This is a genomic window from Mesorhizobium sp. W067, from assembly GCF_054719525.1.
Genome location: NZ_JBTTII010000001.1, coordinates 156,641 through 175,630, shown reverse-complemented (window position 1 = coordinate 175,630; position 18,990 = coordinate 156,641). Strand labels below are relative to the sequence as shown.

Genomic DNA, 18,990 nt, shown 5'->3' with positions numbered 1-18,990 from the left:
GCCCTTCGCAGGCTCAGGGCGTTCGAAGCTCGAAAGCAATTGGCTTTCCGTCCGCTACCGCGGACCGCTTCTCACCCCACAAGGGGAGAAGGACAAAGCGAGCGTTTCGCAACCGTGATGTGCACGACGCCACAAATCACTTGACGTGAAAGCGCGCCGGATCAATCTTCACTGTTAAGAAAAAAATACGACTGAGTGGAAACACAGGAGTCGTGCGGTCATGTACCGGGGAACAAGCTTCGCGAAGCTGAGGCATCACCGGCCGGGAACACAAAAATGGGGAATTCAGACAGATGAGCACGATTACCACTGCCCTGGAGCAGCCCGCTGAAGGCAAGCTGCTCCGCAACATCGACTGGCGCGGCGCCTTCTGGGTGGCGAGCGGCGTTCCTGCCCTTGTCCTGTTTTCGATCGGCGGCATTGCCGGCACGACCGGAACGCTGGCATTCGGGATCTGGATCGCTTCCATGATCATGGGCTTCCTGCAATCCTTCACCTATGCCGAGATCGCCGGCCTGTTCCCGAACAAGTCGGGCGGCGCCTCGATATACGGCGCCACCGCCTGGCTGCGTTATTCCAAGTTCATCGCGCCGCTGTCGGTGTGGTGCAACTGGTTCGCCTGGTCGCCGGTGCTGTCGCTGGGCTGCTCGATCGCCGCCGCCTATATTCTCAACGCGCTGGCGCCGGTGCCGCTGTTCACCGAGGCGTCGCCGGACGTCGTCGCCTATATCGCGGCGCATGCCGGAACGGTGCCTGCCGACGCCATCGCCGCGGTGACCGCGGCGGCCACGCCGGCGATCCGCAACTGGACGCTGTTCAGCCACACGCTAGGTCCTGTCTCCTTCACCCTCAATGCCACTTTCTTCATCGGCGCGGTGCTGATGCTGATCATCTTCTCGATCCAGCATCGCGGCATTCTCGGCACCGCCAATGTGCAGAAGTATATCGGCCTCCTGGTCATCATCCCGATGCTGATCGTCGGTGTCGTGCCGATCGTCACCGGCCAGATCAACTGGGCGAACTTTTCGCCGCTGGTGCCGCTGGCGGCGGCTTACGCGCCGGAGCCCGGCTCGTGGAACATTGCCGGCTGGACGCTGGTGCTGGGCGGCATGTTCATCGCCGCATGGTCGACCTATGGTTTTGAGACCGCCGTCTGCTACACATCGGAGTTCAAGAACCCGGGCACCGACACGTTCAAGGCGATTTTCTATTCCGGCCTGCTCTGCATGCTTCTGTTCATCCTGGTGCCCTTCACCTTCCAGGGCGTGCTGGGCCTCAACGGCATGCTGGCGACGCCGATCGTCGACGGCTCGGGTGTCGCCGATGCACTGGCCGGCATGGTCGGGGGTGGCGCATTGATCCACAGCCTCTTGGTGATGCTGATGATCCTGGCGCTGGTGCTGTGCATCATGACGGCAATGGCCGGCTCGTCGCGCACGCTCTACCAGGGCTCGGTCGATGGCTGGCTGCCGCGCTATCTCAGCCACGTCAACGAGCATGGCGCGCCGACGCGCGCCATGTGGACCGATCTCGTCTTCAACCTGATCGTGCTGGCCATCGCCTCGGCCGACGCGACGAGCTTCTTCTTCATCCTCGCCGTGTCGAACTGCGGCTACATCATCTTCAACTTCCTCAACCTCAATGCCGGCTGGATCCACCGCATCGACAACGGCCACATCAACCGGCCTTGGAAGGCGCCGAGCTGGCTGCTCGGCCTCGGCGCCATCTTCGCCTATGTAAACGCCATCTTCATGGGCGCCGGCGCCAAGGTGTGGAACCCGATGGCGCTCTGGGCCGGCCTGATCACAGCCGCCTTGATCATCCCGGTGTTCTGCTACCGGCACTACGTCCAAGACAAGGGCAAGTTCCCCGACCACATGCTGGCCGACCTCGGCATGGCGGGCGCAGACCTCTCGGTCAAAAAGGCAGGCATGCTGCCCTACCTGACGCTGGTCGCCGGCGTGGTGGTGATGCTGCTCGCCAACTGGTACTTCGTCATCTGAAAGTAATGGCTTGAAAAGAATGGGCGCGCTTCGGCGCGCCTGTTTCTTTTTATGGCAGGACGTCAGCCGGCCTTGCGAATGGCCCCTTCGGAGCCTTTGAAGAACCGGTTCGGCGGACGCTTCAGGCCGAGATTCTCGCGCAAGGTGGTGCCCTCATACTCGCGCCGGAAGAGCTTTCGCCGCTGCAGCTCGGGCACCACCTTCTCGGCGAAGTCGTCGAGCCCGGCTGGCAGATAGGGGAACATGACGTTGAAGCCGTCTGACCCTTCGGCAAACAGCCATTCCTCCATCGAATCGGCGATGGTTTTCGGCGTGCCGACGAAAGCAAGGCCGGAATAGCCGCCGAGCCGCTGCGCCAGCTGGCGGACGGTCAAAGTCTCCCGGCGCGCCAGCTCGATGACGCGCTCGCGGCCGCTCTTCGAGGCATTGGTCTCGGGGATTTCGGGCAGGGGCGCCTCGGGATCGAAGCCGGATGCGTCGTGCCCCAGCGCGATCGACAGCGAGGCAATGCCGCTCTCGTAATAGACCAGGCTGTCGAGCTTGGCGCGTTTGGCCTGTGCTTCCTCGACACTGTCGCCGACGATGACGAAGGCGCCGGGCAGGATCTTGATGTCGTCGCGCGAACGGCCGAGCTTCTCGGCCCGGCTTTTGACATCGGCAAAGAAGCGCTGCCCGGACGCCAGATCGGAATGGGCGGCGAAGATCACCTCCGCCGTTTCGGCTGCCAGCTGCCGCCCGGCCTCAGATGCGCCGGCCTGGACGATGACCGGCCAGCCCTGCACCGGCCGCGCAATGTTGAGCGGGCCGCGCACCGAGAGATGCTCACCCTTATGGTCGAGCACATGCAGCTTCGCGGGATCGAAATAGAGCCCGCTCTCGGCGTCGCGGATGAAGGCGTCGTCGGCAAAGCTGTCCCAGAGGCCGGTCACCACATCGTAGAATTCCCGCGCATTGTGATAGCGGTCGTCGTGCTCGACATGCTCGTCGAGGCCGAAGTTCAGCGCGGCGTCGGGATTGGATGTGGTGACGATGTTCCAGCCGGCGCGGCCGCCGCTGATATGGTCGAGCGAGGCGAAGCGACGGGCAATGTGATAGGGCGCGTCGAAGGTCGTCGATGCGGTGGCGACAAGGCCGATATGATCGGTGACGGCGGCGAGCGCCGACAGCAGCGTGAACGGCTCGAACGAGGTCACCGTGTGGCTGCGCCGTAGCGCCTCGATCGGCATGTTGAGAACGGCCAGATGGTCGGCCATGAAGAAGGCGTCGAACTTCGCCGCCTCAAGCGTCTGCGCGAAGCGCTTCAGATGGGCGAAGTTGAAGTTGGCATCGGGATATGAGCCGGGATAGCGCCAGGCCCCGGTGTGAAGACTGACCGGACGCATGAAGGCGCCGAGCCGCAATTGCTTATTGTCTACCATGGGATGATCACCTGATGCGAACGAGCGTTGCCGCTCCGACATGTAAGCAGGATCGGACGGCTTTGCCGTCCTGGAAAGGAATTCTGTTTTGCAAAACCGGCGCCGCGAAGCATTTTCATACAGGTGGCCGTTCAACCTATTTTGATGAACCCGCCTGGTGTTGAGATACTTGCCTGGGCGCTCGGTGCCACCGGCAAGGAGAAAGCCAGAACGCCGCACGTCAAGCGTACGGCGTTCCAGCATTTTCCAAGGAAGATCCTGTGCCCCAGCAGCGCCTACTCGGCGGCCAGGGCAAGTGGCGGCCTGTCATTGTCCTGCACCGCCTCATCAGCTGGCTTCTTGCCTTGCTTCGGCTCGCGGCCGAAGAACAGCGCGTAGCCTGCCGGCAGCACCAGGATGGTGAGTACGGTGGCGACGAGGATGCCGCCCATCATGGCGTAGGCGAGCGGTCCCCAGAACACCGCACGCGAGATCGGGATCAGCGCCAGCACCGCCGTCATCGCCGTCAGCACGATCGGCCGGAAACGGCGCACGGCCGAGCCGATGATGGCCTCCGATCGGTCCATTCCCCTGGCGATGTCCTGATCGATCTGGTCGACCAGGATGATCGAGTTGCGCATGATGATTCCGAGCAGCGCGATGACACCGAGGATGGCGACGAAGCCGAACGGCGCGCCGCTGATCAACAGAGCCGCCGCCGCACCGATGATGCCGAGCGGACCGGTGGCCAGCACGAGCATCGCCTTGCCGAAATGCTGCAGCTGGATCATCAGGAGCACGACGATGACGGCCAGCATGATCGGCGCCTTGGCGGCAATCGAGGCCTGGCTTTCGGCGGAATCTTCCGCACCGCCCTGGATCTCGATCTTGTAGCCGGGCGCCAGGCCGGCGCGCATGCCCTGCATGTCATTGTAGAGCTTGGTGACGACGTCGTTCGACTGCACGCCATCCGGCAGCGTGGCGCGCACCGAGATGGTCGGCAGGCGGTCGCGCCGCCATTCGACGCCCTGCTCGAGCACCGGCACCACCTTGGCCACCTGCGACAGCGGCACGAAGCCGCCGAAATCGGTCGGGATATAGACCGAGTCGACCGAGGACAGCAGGCTGCGGCTGGCGTCCGGTTCGCGGGCGACGATGGAAACCGTCTCCTCGCCATCACGGAAGTCATCGAGCGGCGCGCCGGACATCGCTGCCTGCAGCATCTGGCGGATGCGCTGCGAGGTGACGCCAAGAGCACGGGCGCGGTCCTGGTCGATGATCAGCTTCATCGCCGGTACCGGCTCCAGCCAGTCGTCATGGACGGCGCCGAGCAGCGGATTTTCGGCGAATTTCGCCTTCACCTGGTCGGCGATGCGGCGCACCTCCTGGCGGTCCGGACCCATGATGCGCATCTGCACCGGCCAGCCGGTCGGCGGGCCGAGGAACAGACGGTCGACCTTGGAGCGGATCGAAGGGAAATCCTGCGCCAGGACTGAGCGCAGCTTGAGGATCAGCCGCTCACGTGCCGGCTCGTCATTGGCCATCACCAGAAGCTGCGCATAGTTCGGATTGCGCAATTGCTGGTCGAGCGGCAGGAAGAAGCGCGGCGCGCCTTCGCCGATATAGGTGGCGATGAAGCGCTTGTCCTTGTCGTCCATCATCCGGGCTTCCAGCGCTTTGGCCTGCGTCTCGACCTCCTTGATCGAGGTTCCCTCAGGCAACCAGAGATCGACGAGGATTTCCGGCCGCGAGGATTGCGGGAAGAAGTTTTGTGGGATGAACTGGAACGCCCACAGGCTGGTGGCGAAGGTGACCAGCGTCATCACCAGAACGATGATGCGGTGGCGCACCGCCCAGCCGACCGTGGCGCGCAGCCGCCGGTAGAAGCCGGTGTCGAAGGCGTCATGATGGTTGCCGGCGTGTTTGCGCTGCTTGAGGATCATGTAGCCCAGCCACGGCGTGAAATAGACGGCGACGAACCACGACACGACCAGCGCGATGCCGACCACATAGAACAGCGTGCGCACATATTCGCCTGCGGTCGAGGCGGCGAAGCCGACCGGGATGAAGCCGGCTATGGTGATCAGCGTGCCGCTCAGCATCGGGAAGGCGGTCGAGGAATAGGCGAAGCTCGCCGCCTCGATCTTGACCCGCCCCTCCTCCAGCTTGCGCTCCATCATCTCGACGACGATCATGGCGTCGTCGACCAACAGCCCGAGCGCGATGATCAGGGCGCCGAGCGAAATGCGCTGCAGATCGATGCCGAGCTCGTACATGATGGCGAAGGTGGCGGCCAGCACCAGCGGAATGGCAATGGCGATGACCAGGCCGGAACGCCAGCCGATCGACAGCAGCGAGACAGCAAGCACGATCAGCAGCGCCTCGCCGAGCGCCTCCATGAACTCGTTGACGGCGTCCTTGACAACCTCGGGCTGGTTGGAGATCTGGTCAACCGCAACGCCGTAGGGCAGCGCTTCCTCGAAGCGCTTGTAGGTCGCCTCGACATCCGTGCCGACGTCCCTGACGTTGAAACCCTTGGCCATGACGACGCCGACCTGGACGCTTTCGTGGCCGTTGAAGCGGTACTTGCGCTGATAGGGATCTTCGAGACCGGAACTCACGGTGGCAATATCGCCAAGACGTGTCACCTGACCACCGGCGCGCAGGCGCAATTCCCTGATGTCGGCAGCCCTGGTGACATCGCCCTCGACCGAGATGCGCACCGAGCGCAGGCCGGTGTCGACGGAGCCCGCCGGATCGACATTGTTCTGGCCCTTGATGGCGTTCTGCAGGTCGGTCAGCGTCAGGCCGCGTTCGGCCAGGGCCTTGGACGAGACGTCGATATAAAGCTTCTCCGGCTGGTCGCCGATGATGACGGCCTTCTCGACGCCCGGCGTCGTCAGCAGCATGTCGCGAGCCTGGGTGGCGAATTTCTTCAGCTCCGGATAGCTGTAGCCGTCGCCGCCGATCGAGTGCAGGGTGATGAAGGTGTCGCCGAACTCGTCGTTGAAATAGGGCCCGAGCAGGCCTTGCGGCAGGTCGCCGGAGATGTCGCCAACCTTCTTGCGCACCTGGTAGAAGGCGTCCTTCACCTCCTCTGCATTGGTGTCGCCCTTGATCTGGACGGTGATGATGGCGCTGCCGGCGCGGGTGTAGGAACGGACGAAGTCGAGGTGCGGCGTTTCCTGCAGCTTGCGCTCGATCTTGTTGACGACCTGGTCTTCCATCTCCTGGATCGAGGAGCCCGGCCAGATCGCCTGGACGACCATGACGCGGAAAGTGAAATCGGGGTCTTCCTTCTGGCCCATGCGCATCAGGCCGAGCGCGCCGGCAATGATGATCAGACCGAACAGGAAGCGCGCGATCGAGGGATGGCCGATGGCCCAGCGCGAAAGATTGAAAGGCTGCTTTTCAGTGCTGTCGGTGGTGGTCATCGGCGTCAATCCAATTCGTTGATCGTGCGCGCATGCGCTTTGCATGCAGCTAGGATATTCCGATGCTGGCTTCCGGGCGGCGAGGCTTTCCGAGCGGAGAGACACTCATCGCGGTGGGACGCGCGGATCGATGCGGGGGAACTCGATCTTGGCGTCTCGACCATCGGGCGCTCGCCGCCCGGAAACCCTGAATTCGCTTGCCCAGCCCTTTCGCCGAAGCGACGATCAAGCCGGCTTCATGCCTGCGGTCAGCGCAGGGCCTTTGCGGCATCGCCTTCCGCAGAGGCGGCCTGGACCGCATCGCCGGTCAGCTTGACTTTGAGATTCTCGGTCATGAACTGGGTGCCGGCGGCAACGACGACATCCCCCGGCTTGAGCCCGTCGGCGACGCTGACGCCGTCGGCGGTGAACTCCGCAACCTTGACCAGGCGCTCGTGCACCGTCTCGCCGGCGCGGTCGACGGTCCAGACAATCTTGCGACCATCCTTTTCCGCAAGCGCGCTAAGCGGGATCGACACCATCTCCTGCTTCTTGGCCACCGAGGCCTCGATGTTGGCGGTCATGCCGAGCAGCACGCGCGGGTCGTCGGGCAGCGATACGCGGACGGCAAAGGTGCGCGACTGCTGGTCGGCGCTGCCGGCGACTTCACGCACTTTGCCGGAGAGCGCCAGCGCGTCATCGGACCAGAAGCTGGCCTTGACGTCCTTTCCCGGCTTGAAGGCGGCGATGTCCATTTCGGGAACCGCGATCAGCACTTCCTTTTCGCCGTCAACGGCAACAGTCATCACAGGCGTTCCGGCGCCGACCACCTGGCCGACATCGGCCGAGACCGCCGTGACGATGCCGTTCTCGCTCGCCTTGAGATCGGTGTAGACGACCTGGTTCTGCGCCTGGGCAAGGGTAGAGCGGGCGGCATCGCGCGTCGCTACCGCCTGGTTGTAGCTCAGCGTCGCCTGTTCGAGCTGCGACTTGGAGGTGAAGTTCTTGGCAAAAAGCTGCTCGGCGCGCTTGCGGGACAGATCGACCGTCTCGACCTGCCGCTCGGCGGCGTCGAGGCTGGCCTTGGCGCTCTTGACCGACAACTCATAGTCCGTGGGATCGATACGGGCTAGCACATCGCCTGTCGTCACATGCTGGCCGATGTCGACCAGACGCTCAGTGACCTTGCCCGAGATGCGAAAGCCGAGGTTCATTTCGGTGCGGGCTCGCACCGAGCCGGAATAGGTGATTTTGCGACTCTTTTCGGCCTGGCCGATCTCGACCACCTTGACCGGACGGATGATGTCCTGGCCCTCGGTCTTCTCCTGGCTGCAGGCGGCGAGCCCGAGCGTGGCGACGATCAGGCCGGCGACCGGCAGCTTGCGGATGATGGAACTGGACAAAGACACTTTCGTGCTCCCGACTGGAGATGAACGGTCGACACCGGCGCCCGGCGGGCGGCGGCTATTACTTCAGAGCCTTGATCGCGTAATCGATGAGATCGTCGGGCATCGCCCGATTGGTCTTGGCAAGGCATTGCGCCACCATTTGGGGGTGACACAGAATAACGGTGGCGGCGCCGAAGCAGCGCGATGCGATGACCGGATCCTGGTCCCTGAACTCGCCGGCCTCGATGCCATCGCGGATCACCTCGGCAAACAGGTCGTGAATGCTGTCGATATGCTTGTCGATGACGCCCCAGTCGCGCTCGAGCGCGACGATGACCATTTCGTGGACCTTCTGGTCGTCGAGCATGACTTCCAGCGTCATCTTGTACTGCGCATGCACGTAGCGGCGCAGCCGCTCCTCGGCGCTGATCGGCAACCGGGAAATCTCGTAGGCCATGTTGTAGCTGGCGAGGAGCATGCGGCCGCAGACGGCCTGGTGGATTTCGACCTTGGAGGCGAAGAAACGGTAGATGTTGGCCGGCGACATGCCGAGTTCGCGGGCGATGTCGGCGACATTGGTCTTGCCGTAACCATAGTGCCGGAACAGGCGTTCGGCACAGTCGAGAATGCGGGTGACATTCTCCTGGCGGGTGGCGTCGGCCATTACGCTGGCGGCTTCGGACATGGCTCTCTGTCGATTAATGAGTGACGAATTTCAACTTTCGTCAGTCGTAAATCGAAAAGAGGGAAGTGTCAATGCGAATTCGACGTACGCGTATAATTTGGTGACAGATGGTGACAGAGGGTGTGCGCGAACTCGACCTTGCGTGCCGTTGCGCTCTGGAACTAAGATCCCTTCACCATTTCCCGCAGCTGAAACTTCTGGATCTTCCCCGTCGATGTCTTCGGGATCTCGGCAAAAATCACCGCCTTCGGCACCTTGAAGCGGGCGAGCAGCGCGCGGCAGTGTTCGATGATCTCGGTCTCGCTTGCCGCCTTGCCGGGCTTCAACTCGACATAGGCGACCGGCACCTCGCCCCATTTGTCGTCTGCCTTGGCGACGACGCCGCAGGACGCTACGGACGGGTGTTTGTAGAGGGCCTCCTCGACCTCGATCGATGAAATATTCTCGCCGCCGGAGATGATGATGTCCTTGGAGCGGTCCTTGAGCTGGATGTAGCCGTCGGGATGCATGACGCCGAGGTCGCCGGAGTGGAACCAGCCGCCGGCAAAGGCCTCTTCGGTCGCCTTCCTGTTCTTCAGATAGCCCTTCATGACGATGTTGCCGCGAAACATGACCTCACCGATGGTCTCGCCGTCGGCCGGCGTCTTCTGCATCGTCTCCGGGTCCATCACGGTCAGGCCTTCGAGTGCGGCATAGCGCACGCCCTGCCTTGCCTTCTTCTGCGCCTTCGATCCCTTGTCTAGATCGTCCCAGGCGCCGTGCCATTCGTTGACGACCGCCGGGCCATAGGTCTCGGTCAGCCCGTAGAGATGGGTGACGGCAAAGCCGGCATCGGCCATGCCCGACAGCACCGCTTCCGGCGGAGGTGCTGCCGCCGTATTGAAGGTCACCGTCTGGGGGAACGTCCGCTTGTCCTCGTCCCTGGCGTTGATCAGCACCGACATGACGACCGGCGCACCGCACAGATGCGTCACGCCGTGGTCGGCGATGGCATCGTAGATCGGCTTCGGCCGCACCCAGCGCAGGCAGACATGGGTGCCGGCCTGGACCGCCATCGTCCACGGAAAGCACCAGCCATTGCAGTGGAACATTGGCAGCGTCCACAGATAGACGGCGTGCTTGGCCATGCCGGCATGGATGGTGTTGGTGTAAGCCATCAGGGCAGCGCCGCGATGGTGGTAGACGACGCCCTTCGGGTTGCCTGTCGTGCCTGAGGTGTAGTTGAGTGAGATGGCGTCCCATTCGTCGTCCGGCATCGACCAGGCGTAGCCCTCGTCACCGCCGGCGACGAACCCCTCATAGTCGATCGCGCCGATGCGCTCGCCCTTGGGATAGGGTGCATCGCTGGCATAGTCGGGATCGTCATAGTCGATGACCAGCGGCTTCACCTTGGCCAGTGCCAGTGCCTGTTTGACGACAGCAGCGAATTCGCGGTCGACGATGAGCACCTTGGTCTCGGCATGGTCGAGCTGGAACGCGATGACGGCGGCATCGAGCCTTGTGTTGAGCGAATGCAGCACCGCTTTGGCCATCGGCACGCCGAAATGCGCCTCCAGCATGGGGGGCGTGTTGGACAGCATGACGGTCACCGTATCACCCTTGCCGATGCCGCGCTTCGACAGCGCCGAGGCCAGCTTCAGCGAGCGCCGCCAGAAGGTGCGATAGGTGATGCGCTGGCTGCCATGGATGATGGCGACATGATCGGGATAGGTGCTTGCCGCCCGCTCCAGATAAGTGAGCGGCGTCAGCGGCTGATGGTTGGCGGCGTTCTTGCCGAGATCCTGCTCGTAGGGACTGCCCATCCCGTGCTCCCCGAATTTTCATTGTTGAGAACTTCTAACCACAGGTTCCCGCCACGTCACCATCGGCGATTCCCGACCGGGCACATTTGGCGCAATGATCGTCCAGATTCGATGGGCAAAGAGGTATCGTGTACCCACGCCAGTTTGACTTTTGTCGAGAGGCGTGAATAATGTCAGCCGAGGAGACGGCATGGCGATCCGACCGGCAGAACAGCTTATCCACAAGGCCGCATGGCTCTATTATGCCCATGGCCTGCGCCAGGACCAGGTCGCCAGCCAGCTTAACATCTCCCGCGCCTCGGTCGCCATGTATTTGCGCAAGGCGCGCGAGACCGGCATCGTCAACATCTCGACCTCGACGCAGCTGTTCACCGACGACGTGCTTGCGCGCCAGCTCGAGGACGCGCTCAAGCTTGATGCGGTGTGGATCGCGCCGGAGAATGCCTATGTCGTCGACCCTTCGACGGACGTTGCGGTGCTGGCGGCGGGCGTCTTTCTCGAACTGGTCAAGAAGGGCGACCGGATCGGCGTCGCCTGGGGCCGCACCGTCTACACCATCGCCGACGTCATGTCCTATGCCGACCTGCAGGACGTCACCGTTGTGCAGCTCTGCGGCAATCTCGGCGCGCCCTACTCCTACCGTCCCGACCAGTGCACGATGGAGATCGCCCGGCGGCTCAACGCCAAGGGCCTCAATTTCTACGCGCCGCTGGTGCTGACGACGGAATTGCTGGCGCATGGGCTGCGCGCCGAACCGGTGATCCGCGAACAACTGGCCGATATTGCCAACTGCGATCTGGCGCTCTATTCGGTCGGCACCGTCGATGGCGACAGCCATGTCGTCAAATGCGGCGCGCTCAGCCCCGGCGAGATGGGGCTGTTGCGCGAAGCGGGCGCCGCCGGCGTCGTTGCCGGCCAGATCATCGATGCCACCGGCAAGGCGCTCGACTGCAGCTACAACCGCCGCGTCATCTCGGCCTCGCTGTCGTCACTGCGCCAGATCGAAAGGCGGCTGATGGTGGTGCAGGAAGACAGCAAGTTCGAACCGCTGCTCGCAGCACTCGCCGGCGGACTCTGCACGCATCTCGTCGTCGGCGCCAGCATGGCGCGGCGGCTGCTCGACCATGCCGGAGCCAGTGCGGGGGCAAAAAAGGCTTCCTAACGAAATCCCAGCAGCAGGCGCATTGTCATCAAGGCGTCGCGGTACTCCTGTTCACAGCAACATCAAAGACAGCAAAGCGGACATGGCGAAATGAAGAACCTTTGGAATGACGGCGACGCGGAAAGACTGGTTGCCGACTATGCGAAAAAGGGCGTTGCCCGCGACCTCGCGTTGCGCGTCTACACCACCCGGCTGCTCGGCGGCGAGCCGCGGCTGGTGCTGCATGGCGGCGGCAACACCTCCTGCAAGACCAAGGCCACCGATCTCGTCGGCGACGAATGGGATGTGCTGTGCGTCAAGGGCAGCGGCTGGGACATGGGTGTGATCGAGCCGCAAGGCCTGCCGGCGGTCAAGCTCGGCGCGCTGCTGAAGGCGCGTGCGCTGGCCAGCCTCGCCGACGAGGACATGGTGGCGCTGCAGCGGGCGAACCTCATCGACCCCGCCTCCCCCAATCCATCGGTCGAGACGCTGCTGCACGCCTTCCTGCCGCATAAATTCGTCGACCACACGCATTCGACCGCGATCCTCGCCATCGTCGACCAGCCGGACAGCAAGCCGCTGATCAAGACCGTGTTCGGCGACAAGATGGGGTACGTGCCCTACATCAAGCCGGGCTTCGACCTCGCCAAGGTGGCCGCCGATGTCTACGACGCCGACCCCAGCGTCGAAGGCCTGATCCTCGACAAGCATGGCATCTTCACCTTCGGCGACGATGCGAAGCAGGCCTATGACCGCATGATCCATTATGTGAACGTGGCCGAAGACTATGTGGCGAAGAACGGCAAGCCGAAGACAGCGAAAGCCGCACTGCCGGCCAAGCTCGCAACGCCGGCAGCGATCGCGCCGATGCTGCGTGGCGCGGTGGCGGTGGCGCGTGGCGAAGGCCGCTTCGACCGCATGATCAGCGATTTCCGCACTTCGGACGCCATCGTCGATTTCATCAACTCAGCCGGCATTGCAGACTATGCCGGACGCGGCGTGTCGACGCCCGACCTGTCGATCCGCATCAAGACCGGACCGATGGCGGTTCCGGCGCCAGACGCCGACAAGGCTGGCGACTACAAGGCCGTCATCAAGAGCCATGTCGACGCCTTCGCCAACGACTATCGCGCCTATTTCGAAACCAACGATGCGCTGGACGACGTCCAGCGCACCATGCTCGACCCGATGCCGCGGCTGACGCTGGTGCCCGGCCTCGGCATGTTCGGCCATGGCCGCACGCTGAAGGATGCGAAGATCGCATCTGATGTCGGCGAGATGTGGATCGAGGCGGTGCGCGGCGCCGAGGCCGTCGGCAGTTTCCATCCTCTATCGAAGGCCGATCTCTTCCCGCTGGAGTACTGGTCGCTTGAGCAGGCCAAGCTCGCCTCCAACAAGCCGAAGCCGCTGACCGGCCAGGTGGTGCTGATCACTGGCGGCGCCGGCGCGATCGGTGCTGCGACGGCAAAACTGTTCGCCGCCAATGGCGCGCATGCCGTCGTCGTTGATCTCGATCCGGCCAGGGCGGCCGAGGCGGCAAAGGCAGCCGGCAACAATTCGATCGGCGTCGGCGCCGACATCACCAACCCGGCCGAGATGCGGGCCGCCTTCGACAAAGCTGTCGCTGTCTATGGCGGCGTCGACATTCTGGTCTCCAACGCCGGTGCCGCCTGGGAAGGCCGCATCGGCGAGCTCGACGATGCCCTGCTGCGCAAGAGTTTCGAGCTCAACTTCTTCGCCCATCAGTCGGCGGCGCAGAACGCGGTGCGCATCATGCTGGAACAGGGCACCGGCGGTGTGTTGTTGTTCAACACCTCCAAGCAGGCGGTCAACCCGGGTCCGAAATTCGGCGCCTATGGTGTGCCGAAGGCGGCGACGCTGTTCCTGTCCCGGCAATATGCGCTCGACTACGGCGCGCACGGCATCCGCTCCAATGCGGTCAACGCCGACCGCATCCGCTCCGGCCTGTTGACCGCCGCCATGATCGCCAGCCGTTCCGGCGCGCGCGGCGTGTCGGAGAAGGAATACATGTCCGGCAATCTGCTCGGACAGGAAGTGACGGCAGACGACGTGGCGCAGGCCTTCCTGCACCAAGCATTGGCCGAACGCACCACCGCAGATGTGACGACCGTGGATGGCGGCAATATCGCGGCGGCGCTGCGCTGAAGATAGAGCTGGAGCGGTTCATCGTTTCACCAAAACGGCGAACCGCTCCCCCTCCCGGTCTTGCGGAAAGCCGCTTTCGCACGTCGTGCTGAAAAACTGCTTGAGCCGGTCAAAATCCCACTCCAATCCTTTGCTTATTGCTCAACAGTTTAAGGGGCATCTCGTGTTTCGCATGCGAGCTCCAACCCTGATCCTTGGTGGAGTTGTCTATGGCAGCGAAAAGACTTCGTATCGGCGTGCTCCTCGGCGGGCGCTCCGCGGAGCATGAGGTTTCGCTGCTTTCGGCGACCAATGTCATGGCCGCGCTGGATCCGGCAAAATACGACGCCGTTCCGATCTTCGTCACCCGCGAGGGGCAATGGCAGCTGAGCCACTTCAAGGACGGCGCGCTGGCGACACCGTCTGATGGGACGCAGCTTTGCCTGGCGCCGGGCGGGCATGGGCGGATGCTGGCGATTCCCGCCAAGGGTGCGCCGCACGACCTGCCTGCCATCGAATATGGTGTTCCGGTACTGCACGCCTGCATGGCGAGGACGGCGCGGTGGCTGGTGCGAGTCGGGCGGTCATGATGCAGGGGCAAATTCCTAACAGATATTGTTAGATCTTGTTGGATGCATTATAATGTGGGTATGAAAAACGAACCTATGCGCACCCTCACCATATCCCTCACCGCGCAGCAGATAGCTCGCCTGCAAAGCGCTATCGAAGGTGGCGGTTATGCTTCCAACAGCGAGATTGTCCGCGACGCCCTGCGCTTATGGGAGCAGCGCGAGGAATTGCGCACGCTCGAACTCCAGCACTTGAAGCGGGCCTATGCCGAAGGGATGGGCAGCGGCAAGCCAGTGGCTGTCGACCCCACCGAGTTCATCGGCAGCCTGAAGGCAGAACGCCGCGCCCGTGGCTAGCTATAGGCTCACACCGCGCGCTTCGCAGGATTTGCGAGACATCTGGCACACCATCGCCGCCGACAATGAAAAGGCAGCAGACAGACTGTTGATGCGCATTTTCGAAAGACTGGAGCTGGCGGCGCAGCACCCCAAGATGGGCAGCGCACGGCCCGAGTTAAGCGCAACGGCCCGCGTGCTCGTCGAAGGCCGCTATATCATCATCTACGAGCCGCAGCCCGATGGTGTTATCGCTGTGGCGATTGTCCACGGGATGCGCGATCCAGACCATTGGTTGTAGGCCGGCAGGCTTACGATCAATATGAAAAGAGCGGCCCATGCCGCCCTTCGCATCTATCAGATGACCGATCCTACTTCGCGTTCGGGTTCGGCATCCAGGCCGGCATGGCGACATCGGCATGGGCGAATTGCGGCAGCTTGGCCGACAGGTCCTCCATGTTCTTGATGTCCTTGTCGATCAGGTCCTTCTGGGTGATCAGCGTCGGCGGCACGATGACGTTGTGGCCGGGATCTTCACCGGCGAGCAACTGCGCCAGCGCGCGCACCGAGACCTGGCCGACGACGGCAGGGTTGGTGGCGGCGGTGGCGGCCCAGGCGCTGTCGGTCTCGCGCATGGCCGCGATGTCCGAGGTAGAGATGTCGGCGGAGTAGATCTTGATCTTCTTGTTCAGCCCCGCCTCGTCGACGGCGATCTTCACACCCTTGGCGAACTCGTCATAGGGCGCGAACATCACATTGATGTCGGGATGCGCCTGCAGCACCGAGCGCGCCTGGTTGGCGACCGAGTTGGCGATCGGGTTGTCGAGCGTGCCGAACATCGCGACTTCCTTGATGCCGGCATGTTTCTTCTTCACGTCGACCCAGGTCTCGTTGCGGCGGTCGAGCGGCGCGATGCCAGCGACATAGACATAGCCGGCGTTCCAGCTCTCGCCATTGTCCTTGACCGCCTGCTCGAGCGCCAGGCGCGCAAGGTCCTTGTCGGACTGTTCGATCTGCGGGATCTTGGGGTTTTCGACATTGACGTCGAAGGCGACGACCTTGATGCCGGCATCGACCGCGCGCTGGGCGGCGTCCTTCATCGATTCCGTCAGGCCGTGCTGGATGATGATGCCCTGCACGCCGAGTGCGATGGCCTGGTCGACCATGTCGGATTGAAGGGCGGCGTCCTGGCGGCTGTCGAGCACGCGCAGATCGATGCCGAGCGCCTTGGACTGGGACTCGACGCCCGAGAGATAGGCCTGGAAGAAATCGCCGGTCGAGAGATAGCGCACCAGCGCGATCTTGACGCCGGGCTTGTCGAACGGCGCCGGCTTGTCGGCGGCAAAGGCCGGGACCTGCATCAGCATTGTTGCGCCGGCCAATCCGAGCGCGACCTTCCCCAAAAGTCGTCTTGTGATGTTCACGTTCTTTCCTCCGTTTGTTGAACCCAAAACTGTCCCGGCAGCCATTCTATCTCCTGCCCCGGCCGGAAAGGGCGAAGGTAAAGACAAGGGCGACGACGAGAACCACGCCCTTGACGAAATCCTGCGTGTAGTAAGGCGCGTTCATCATCGTCAGGCCTTGCAGCAGGATGCCGACGAACAGCGCGCCGATGGCGGTGCCGAAGGCGTTCGGCTTGGCGGCGCCGAGCACCGCGTAGCCGATCAGCGCCGCGGCAACCGCATCGAGCAGCAGATTATTACCCGACGCGATGTCACCGCGTCCAAGCCGTGCGGCCAGCAAAATCCCGCCGATCGAGGCAAAAACTCCTGAAATGACGTAGGCCCAGATTTTGTATGCCTTGACAGGCGCGCCGGCGAGTTCGGCGGCCCGTTCATTGCTGCCCACGGCATACATCATGCGGCCGAAGCGTGTGTATTCGAGGAAGAACCAGATCAGCACGGCGAGCACGATCAGCACGACCACCGAGACCGGAATGAGGTTCGGGATGAAGAAGTCGAAGCGGTGGCGGCCGAGCGCCAGGAAGGCGTCGGAGAATTTGCCGTTGGCGACCGAGCCGTCCGGCATTGTCATACCGGTGGCGATGGATCGTCCTTCAGTCGGGATGCGCTGGAGGCCGACGAGCAGGAACATCATGCCGAGCGTCGCCAGCAGATCGGGCACGCGCATATAGACGATCAGCCAGCCATTGATGAGGCCGACAAGGGCGCCGATGAGCAGGCAGATGAGGACAGCGACGACAACGTTCTGCTCCAGCACCACCATGACATAGGCAGCCGCCATCATGGCCGATGTGGCAACCGAGCCGATCGAGAGATCGAAGCCGCCGACAACCAGTGTGGCGGTGACGCCCAGCGCCAGCACGCCGGTGATGGCGACCGACTGGAAAATGAAGACGGCACTTTGCGGCGAGACGAACCCGTCGGCGGCGATGGCGAAATACGCGATCAGCCCGAACAGAAGCACGATGAACCCATAGCGGATGGCGTAATCGCGCAGCGTCATTCAGCGCCCGCCGTCAATACCCAACTCAAACCCGTGCACTCCATTCCAACCCTCAGTTCTTCAATCATCGTGGCTCAGGCCGCACTGTGCAACGGCCCGCCCGCGACTTCGGCCAGCAGACGGTCGAGATCGACATCGGCGTTGCGGTGTTCGCCGACGATGGTCTGCTCGGACATCACCAATATGCGATCGGCCGTCTCCAGTGCCTCGTCGAGTTCGGTGACGAACAGCAGCGTGGCGCGGCCATTGGCGCTGGCCCTCAGCTTGGCGGCGATGTCGCGCCTGGCGGAGATATCGACGCCCTGGAACGGTTCGTCGAGAATGAACAATCGGGCGTCCTGCGCCATCCAGCGGGCCACCATCACCTTCTGCTGGTTGCCGCCCGAGAGCGTATTCATTTCGTCCTTCTCCGAGCGGCAGACGATGCCGAGATCCTCGATCTGCCGGCGGGCAATAGTGCGTTCAAGGCCGCGTTTGAGAACTGAAAAGCGCGACATGCGCTTGTGGAAGGGCAGACTGATGTTTTCCTGGATGTTGAAGCCGCCGACGATGCCGTTTTCGGCACGGTCCTTGGCGACCAGAAACACGCCGGCGGCGATGGCTTCGCCCGTCGACCCAGGCGCATAGGGCTTGCCATATAAAGTCATCGTGCCGGACAGCGGCTTGCGCAGGCCGAACAGCGTCTCGGCGAGCGCTGTCTTGCCGACGCCGACGAGGCCGGTGATGGCAACGACCTCGCCGTCGCCGAGCGTCAGCGAGAATGGCCGGGCACCAGGGGCGATGCGCAAGGAATCGACGGTCAGGATCGGCTTGGCAGAACTCCTGGCTTCGATGCGGTCAAGATGGATCTTGCGGCCGAGCATGGCGTTAACGGCACCCTCATAGTCGAGAGGCTTGCTGTCGAAGACGCCTGAGATGACGCCATCGCGCATCGAGACGATGCGGTCGGCCAGCCGCCTGATATCCGACATGCGATGCGAGATGTAGAGGATGGCGACGCCCTGCTCGCGCAAGCGGTCGAGCAGCGCAAACAGCCGGTCGGCCTCGGCGCTGGACAGCGACGAGGTCGGCTCGTCGAGGATCAGCACTTTCGGCTGGTGCGCCATGGCGCGCGCGATGGCCACCATCTGGCGATCGGCCAGCGACAGGTCGCTGATGCGGGCCTTGAGGTCGATGGCGAGCCCCATGCGGTCGGCCACCGCTTTGGCTTCGCGGCGCACCCGGCCGGGGTTGAACAGCAGCGGCGCGCCCTTGCCGCTCAACCGATCGAGCGTCAGGTTGGTGGCGACATCGAGTTCGGCGACGACGCCGTCATTGATGTTTTGGTGCACGGTAACGACACCGGCGCGGATCGCCTCTGCCGGCGTGTTCGGCGCAAAGTTGCCGCCAGCGAGGTGCATGATGCCGCCGTCATGGTCGTAGACGCCGCTGATGATTTTGACGAGGGTGGACTTGCCGGCGCCGTTGGCGCCCATCAGCACAGTGATCTCACCGGCATGCAATTCGAGCGAGACGCCGCCAAGCACCTCGATATGGCCGAAGGATTTCCTCAGCCCGTCCACGCGGAACACGGCATCATTGCCCATTCGTTCCTCCCTGACGATGACGCTATGGGCTACGTCATCAATTGTCAACTTGATTGACA

General features: G+C 63.1%; 13 protein-coding genes and 1 pseudogene. 6 read left to right on the top strand and 8 right to left on the bottom strand.

What is annotated here, in order from left to right:
* Positions 1 to 293: 293 nt before the first annotated feature.
* A complete protein-coding gene (locus ACYG97_RS00745) occupies positions 294 to 2,003 on the top strand; it encodes an APC family permease (RefSeq protein ID WP_023684441.1) in 1,710 nt (569 codons plus the stop codon).
* Between the two features lie 62 nt (positions 2,004 to 2,065).
* Here ACYG97_RS00745 and ACYG97_RS00740 read toward each other — a convergent pair whose 3' ends face one another.
* The 5 genes from ACYG97_RS00740 to ACYG97_RS00720 form a co-directional block, all read right to left on the bottom strand.
* On the bottom strand, positions 2,066 to 3,421 hold the full coding sequence (locus tag ACYG97_RS00740) for an LLM class flavin-dependent oxidoreductase (protein WP_023732175.1): 1,356 nt from the start codon (positions 3,419 to 3,421) through the stop codon (positions 2,066 to 2,068).
* A gap of 275 nt (positions 3,422 to 3,696) precedes the next feature.
* Complete coding sequence (locus ACYG97_RS00735) at positions 3,697 to 6,834, bottom strand: efflux RND transporter permease subunit (protein WP_023732176.1); 3,138 nt, start codon at positions 6,832 to 6,834, stop codon at positions 3,697 to 3,699.
* A gap of 248 nt (positions 6,835 to 7,082) precedes the next feature.
* The gene (locus ACYG97_RS00730; RefSeq protein ID WP_023732177.1) at positions 7,083 to 8,222 is read right to left on the bottom strand and encodes an efflux RND transporter periplasmic adaptor subunit; all 1,140 of its coding nucleotides are present in this window, start codon (positions 8,220 to 8,222) and stop codon (positions 7,083 to 7,085) included.
* 58 nt (positions 8,223 to 8,280) lie between these two features.
* Positions 8,281 to 8,886: a TetR family transcriptional regulator gene (locus ACYG97_RS00725; protein ID WP_023732178.1), complete on the bottom strand. Its 606-nt coding sequence runs from the start codon at positions 8,884 to 8,886 to the stop codon at positions 8,281 to 8,283.
* 161 nt (positions 8,887 to 9,047) lie between these two features.
* Complete coding sequence (locus tag ACYG97_RS00720; RefSeq protein WP_023732179.1) at positions 9,048 to 10,688, bottom strand: acyl-CoA synthetase; 1,641 nt, start codon at positions 10,686 to 10,688, stop codon at positions 9,048 to 9,050.
* Between the two features lie 190 nt (positions 10,689 to 10,878).
* Between ACYG97_RS00720 and ACYG97_RS00715 the strand changes: the two genes are divergently transcribed.
* The 5 genes and pseudogenes from ACYG97_RS00715 (at position 10,879) to ACYG97_RS00695 (ending at position 15,180) form a co-directional block, all read left to right on the top strand.
* Entirely contained in the window at positions 10,879 to 11,850 is a 972-nt protein-coding gene (locus ACYG97_RS00715) for a sugar-binding transcriptional regulator (protein WP_023732180.1), read from the top strand.
* Positions 11,851 to 11,940: 90 nt separating this feature from the next.
* Positions 11,941 to 13,995, top strand: a complete 2,055-nt coding sequence (locus tag ACYG97_RS00710) for a bifunctional aldolase/short-chain dehydrogenase (RefSeq protein ID WP_023732181.1) — start codon at positions 11,941 to 11,943, stop codon at positions 13,993 to 13,995.
* Positions 13,996 to 14,204: 209 nt separating this feature from the next.
* A pseudogene (locus ACYG97_RS00705) lies at positions 14,205 to 14,551 on the top strand (D-alanine--D-alanine ligase A); the annotation flags it as partial.
* A gap of 88 nt (positions 14,552 to 14,639) precedes the next feature.
* Complete coding sequence (locus ACYG97_RS00700) at positions 14,640 to 14,900, top strand: ribbon-helix-helix domain-containing protein (RefSeq protein WP_023732183.1); 261 nt, start codon at positions 14,640 to 14,642, stop codon at positions 14,898 to 14,900.
* A complete protein-coding gene (locus tag ACYG97_RS00695) occupies positions 14,893 to 15,180 on the top strand; it encodes a type II toxin-antitoxin system RelE/ParE family toxin (RefSeq protein ID WP_023696644.1) in 288 nt (95 codons plus the stop codon). The genes ACYG97_RS00700 and ACYG97_RS00695 overlap by 8 nt, the downstream gene beginning before the upstream one ends.
* Positions 15,181 to 15,250: 70 nt before the next feature.
* Here ACYG97_RS00695 and ACYG97_RS00690 read toward each other — a convergent pair whose 3' ends face one another.
* The 3 genes from ACYG97_RS00690 to ACYG97_RS00680 form a co-directional block, all read right to left on the bottom strand.
* Positions 15,251 to 16,303, bottom strand: a complete 1,053-nt coding sequence (locus tag ACYG97_RS00690) for a substrate-binding domain-containing protein (protein ID WP_023692173.1) — start codon at positions 16,301 to 16,303, stop codon at positions 15,251 to 15,253.
* A 46-nt stretch (positions 16,304 to 16,349) separates the two neighbouring features.
* Positions 16,350 to 17,345, bottom strand: coding sequence for an ABC transporter permease (locus tag ACYG97_RS00685; RefSeq protein WP_023668572.1), 996 nt, complete (start codon positions 17,343 to 17,345; stop codon positions 16,350 to 16,352).
* Positions 17,346 to 17,419: 74 nt separating this feature from the next.
* Positions 17,420 to 18,931, bottom strand: coding sequence for a sugar ABC transporter ATP-binding protein (locus ACYG97_RS00680; protein WP_023732184.1), 1,512 nt, complete (start codon positions 18,929 to 18,931; stop codon positions 17,420 to 17,422).
* Positions 18,932 to 18,990 lie beyond the last annotated feature (59 nt).

Coding starts and splice junctions, on each gene's coding strand:
- ACYG97_RS00745 (WP_023684441.1), top strand. CDS start 294: ATGAGCACGATTACCACTGCCCTGGAGCAGCCCGCTGAAGGCAAGCTG.
- ACYG97_RS00740 (WP_023732175.1), bottom strand. CDS start 3,421: ATGGTAGACAATAAGCAATTGCGGCTCGGCGCCTTCATGCGTCCGGTC.
- ACYG97_RS00735 (WP_023732176.1), bottom strand. CDS start 6,834: ATGACCACCACCGACAGCACTGAAAAGCAGCCTTTCAATCTTTCGCGC.
- ACYG97_RS00725 (WP_023732178.1), bottom strand. CDS start 8,886: ATGTCCGAAGCCGCCAGCGTAATGGCCGACGCCACCCGCCAGGAGAAT.
- ACYG97_RS00720 (WP_023732179.1), bottom strand. CDS start 10,688: ATGGGCAGTCCCTACGAGCAGGATCTCGGCAAGAACGCCGCCAACCAT.
- ACYG97_RS00715 (WP_023732180.1), top strand. CDS start 10,879: ATGGCGATCCGACCGGCAGAACAGCTTATCCACAAGGCCGCATGGCTC.
- ACYG97_RS00710 (WP_023732181.1), top strand. CDS start 11,941: ATGAAGAACCTTTGGAATGACGGCGACGCGGAAAGACTGGTTGCCGAC.
- ACYG97_RS00700 (WP_023732183.1), top strand. CDS start 14,640: ATGCGCACCCTCACCATATCCCTCACCGCGCAGCAGATAGCTCGCCTG.
- ACYG97_RS00685 (WP_023668572.1), bottom strand. CDS start 17,345: ATGACGCTGCGCGATTACGCCATCCGCTATGGGTTCATCGTGCTTCTG.
- ACYG97_RS00680 (WP_023732184.1), bottom strand. CDS start 18,931: ATGGGCAATGATGCCGTGTTCCGCGTGGACGGGCTGAGGAAATCCTTC.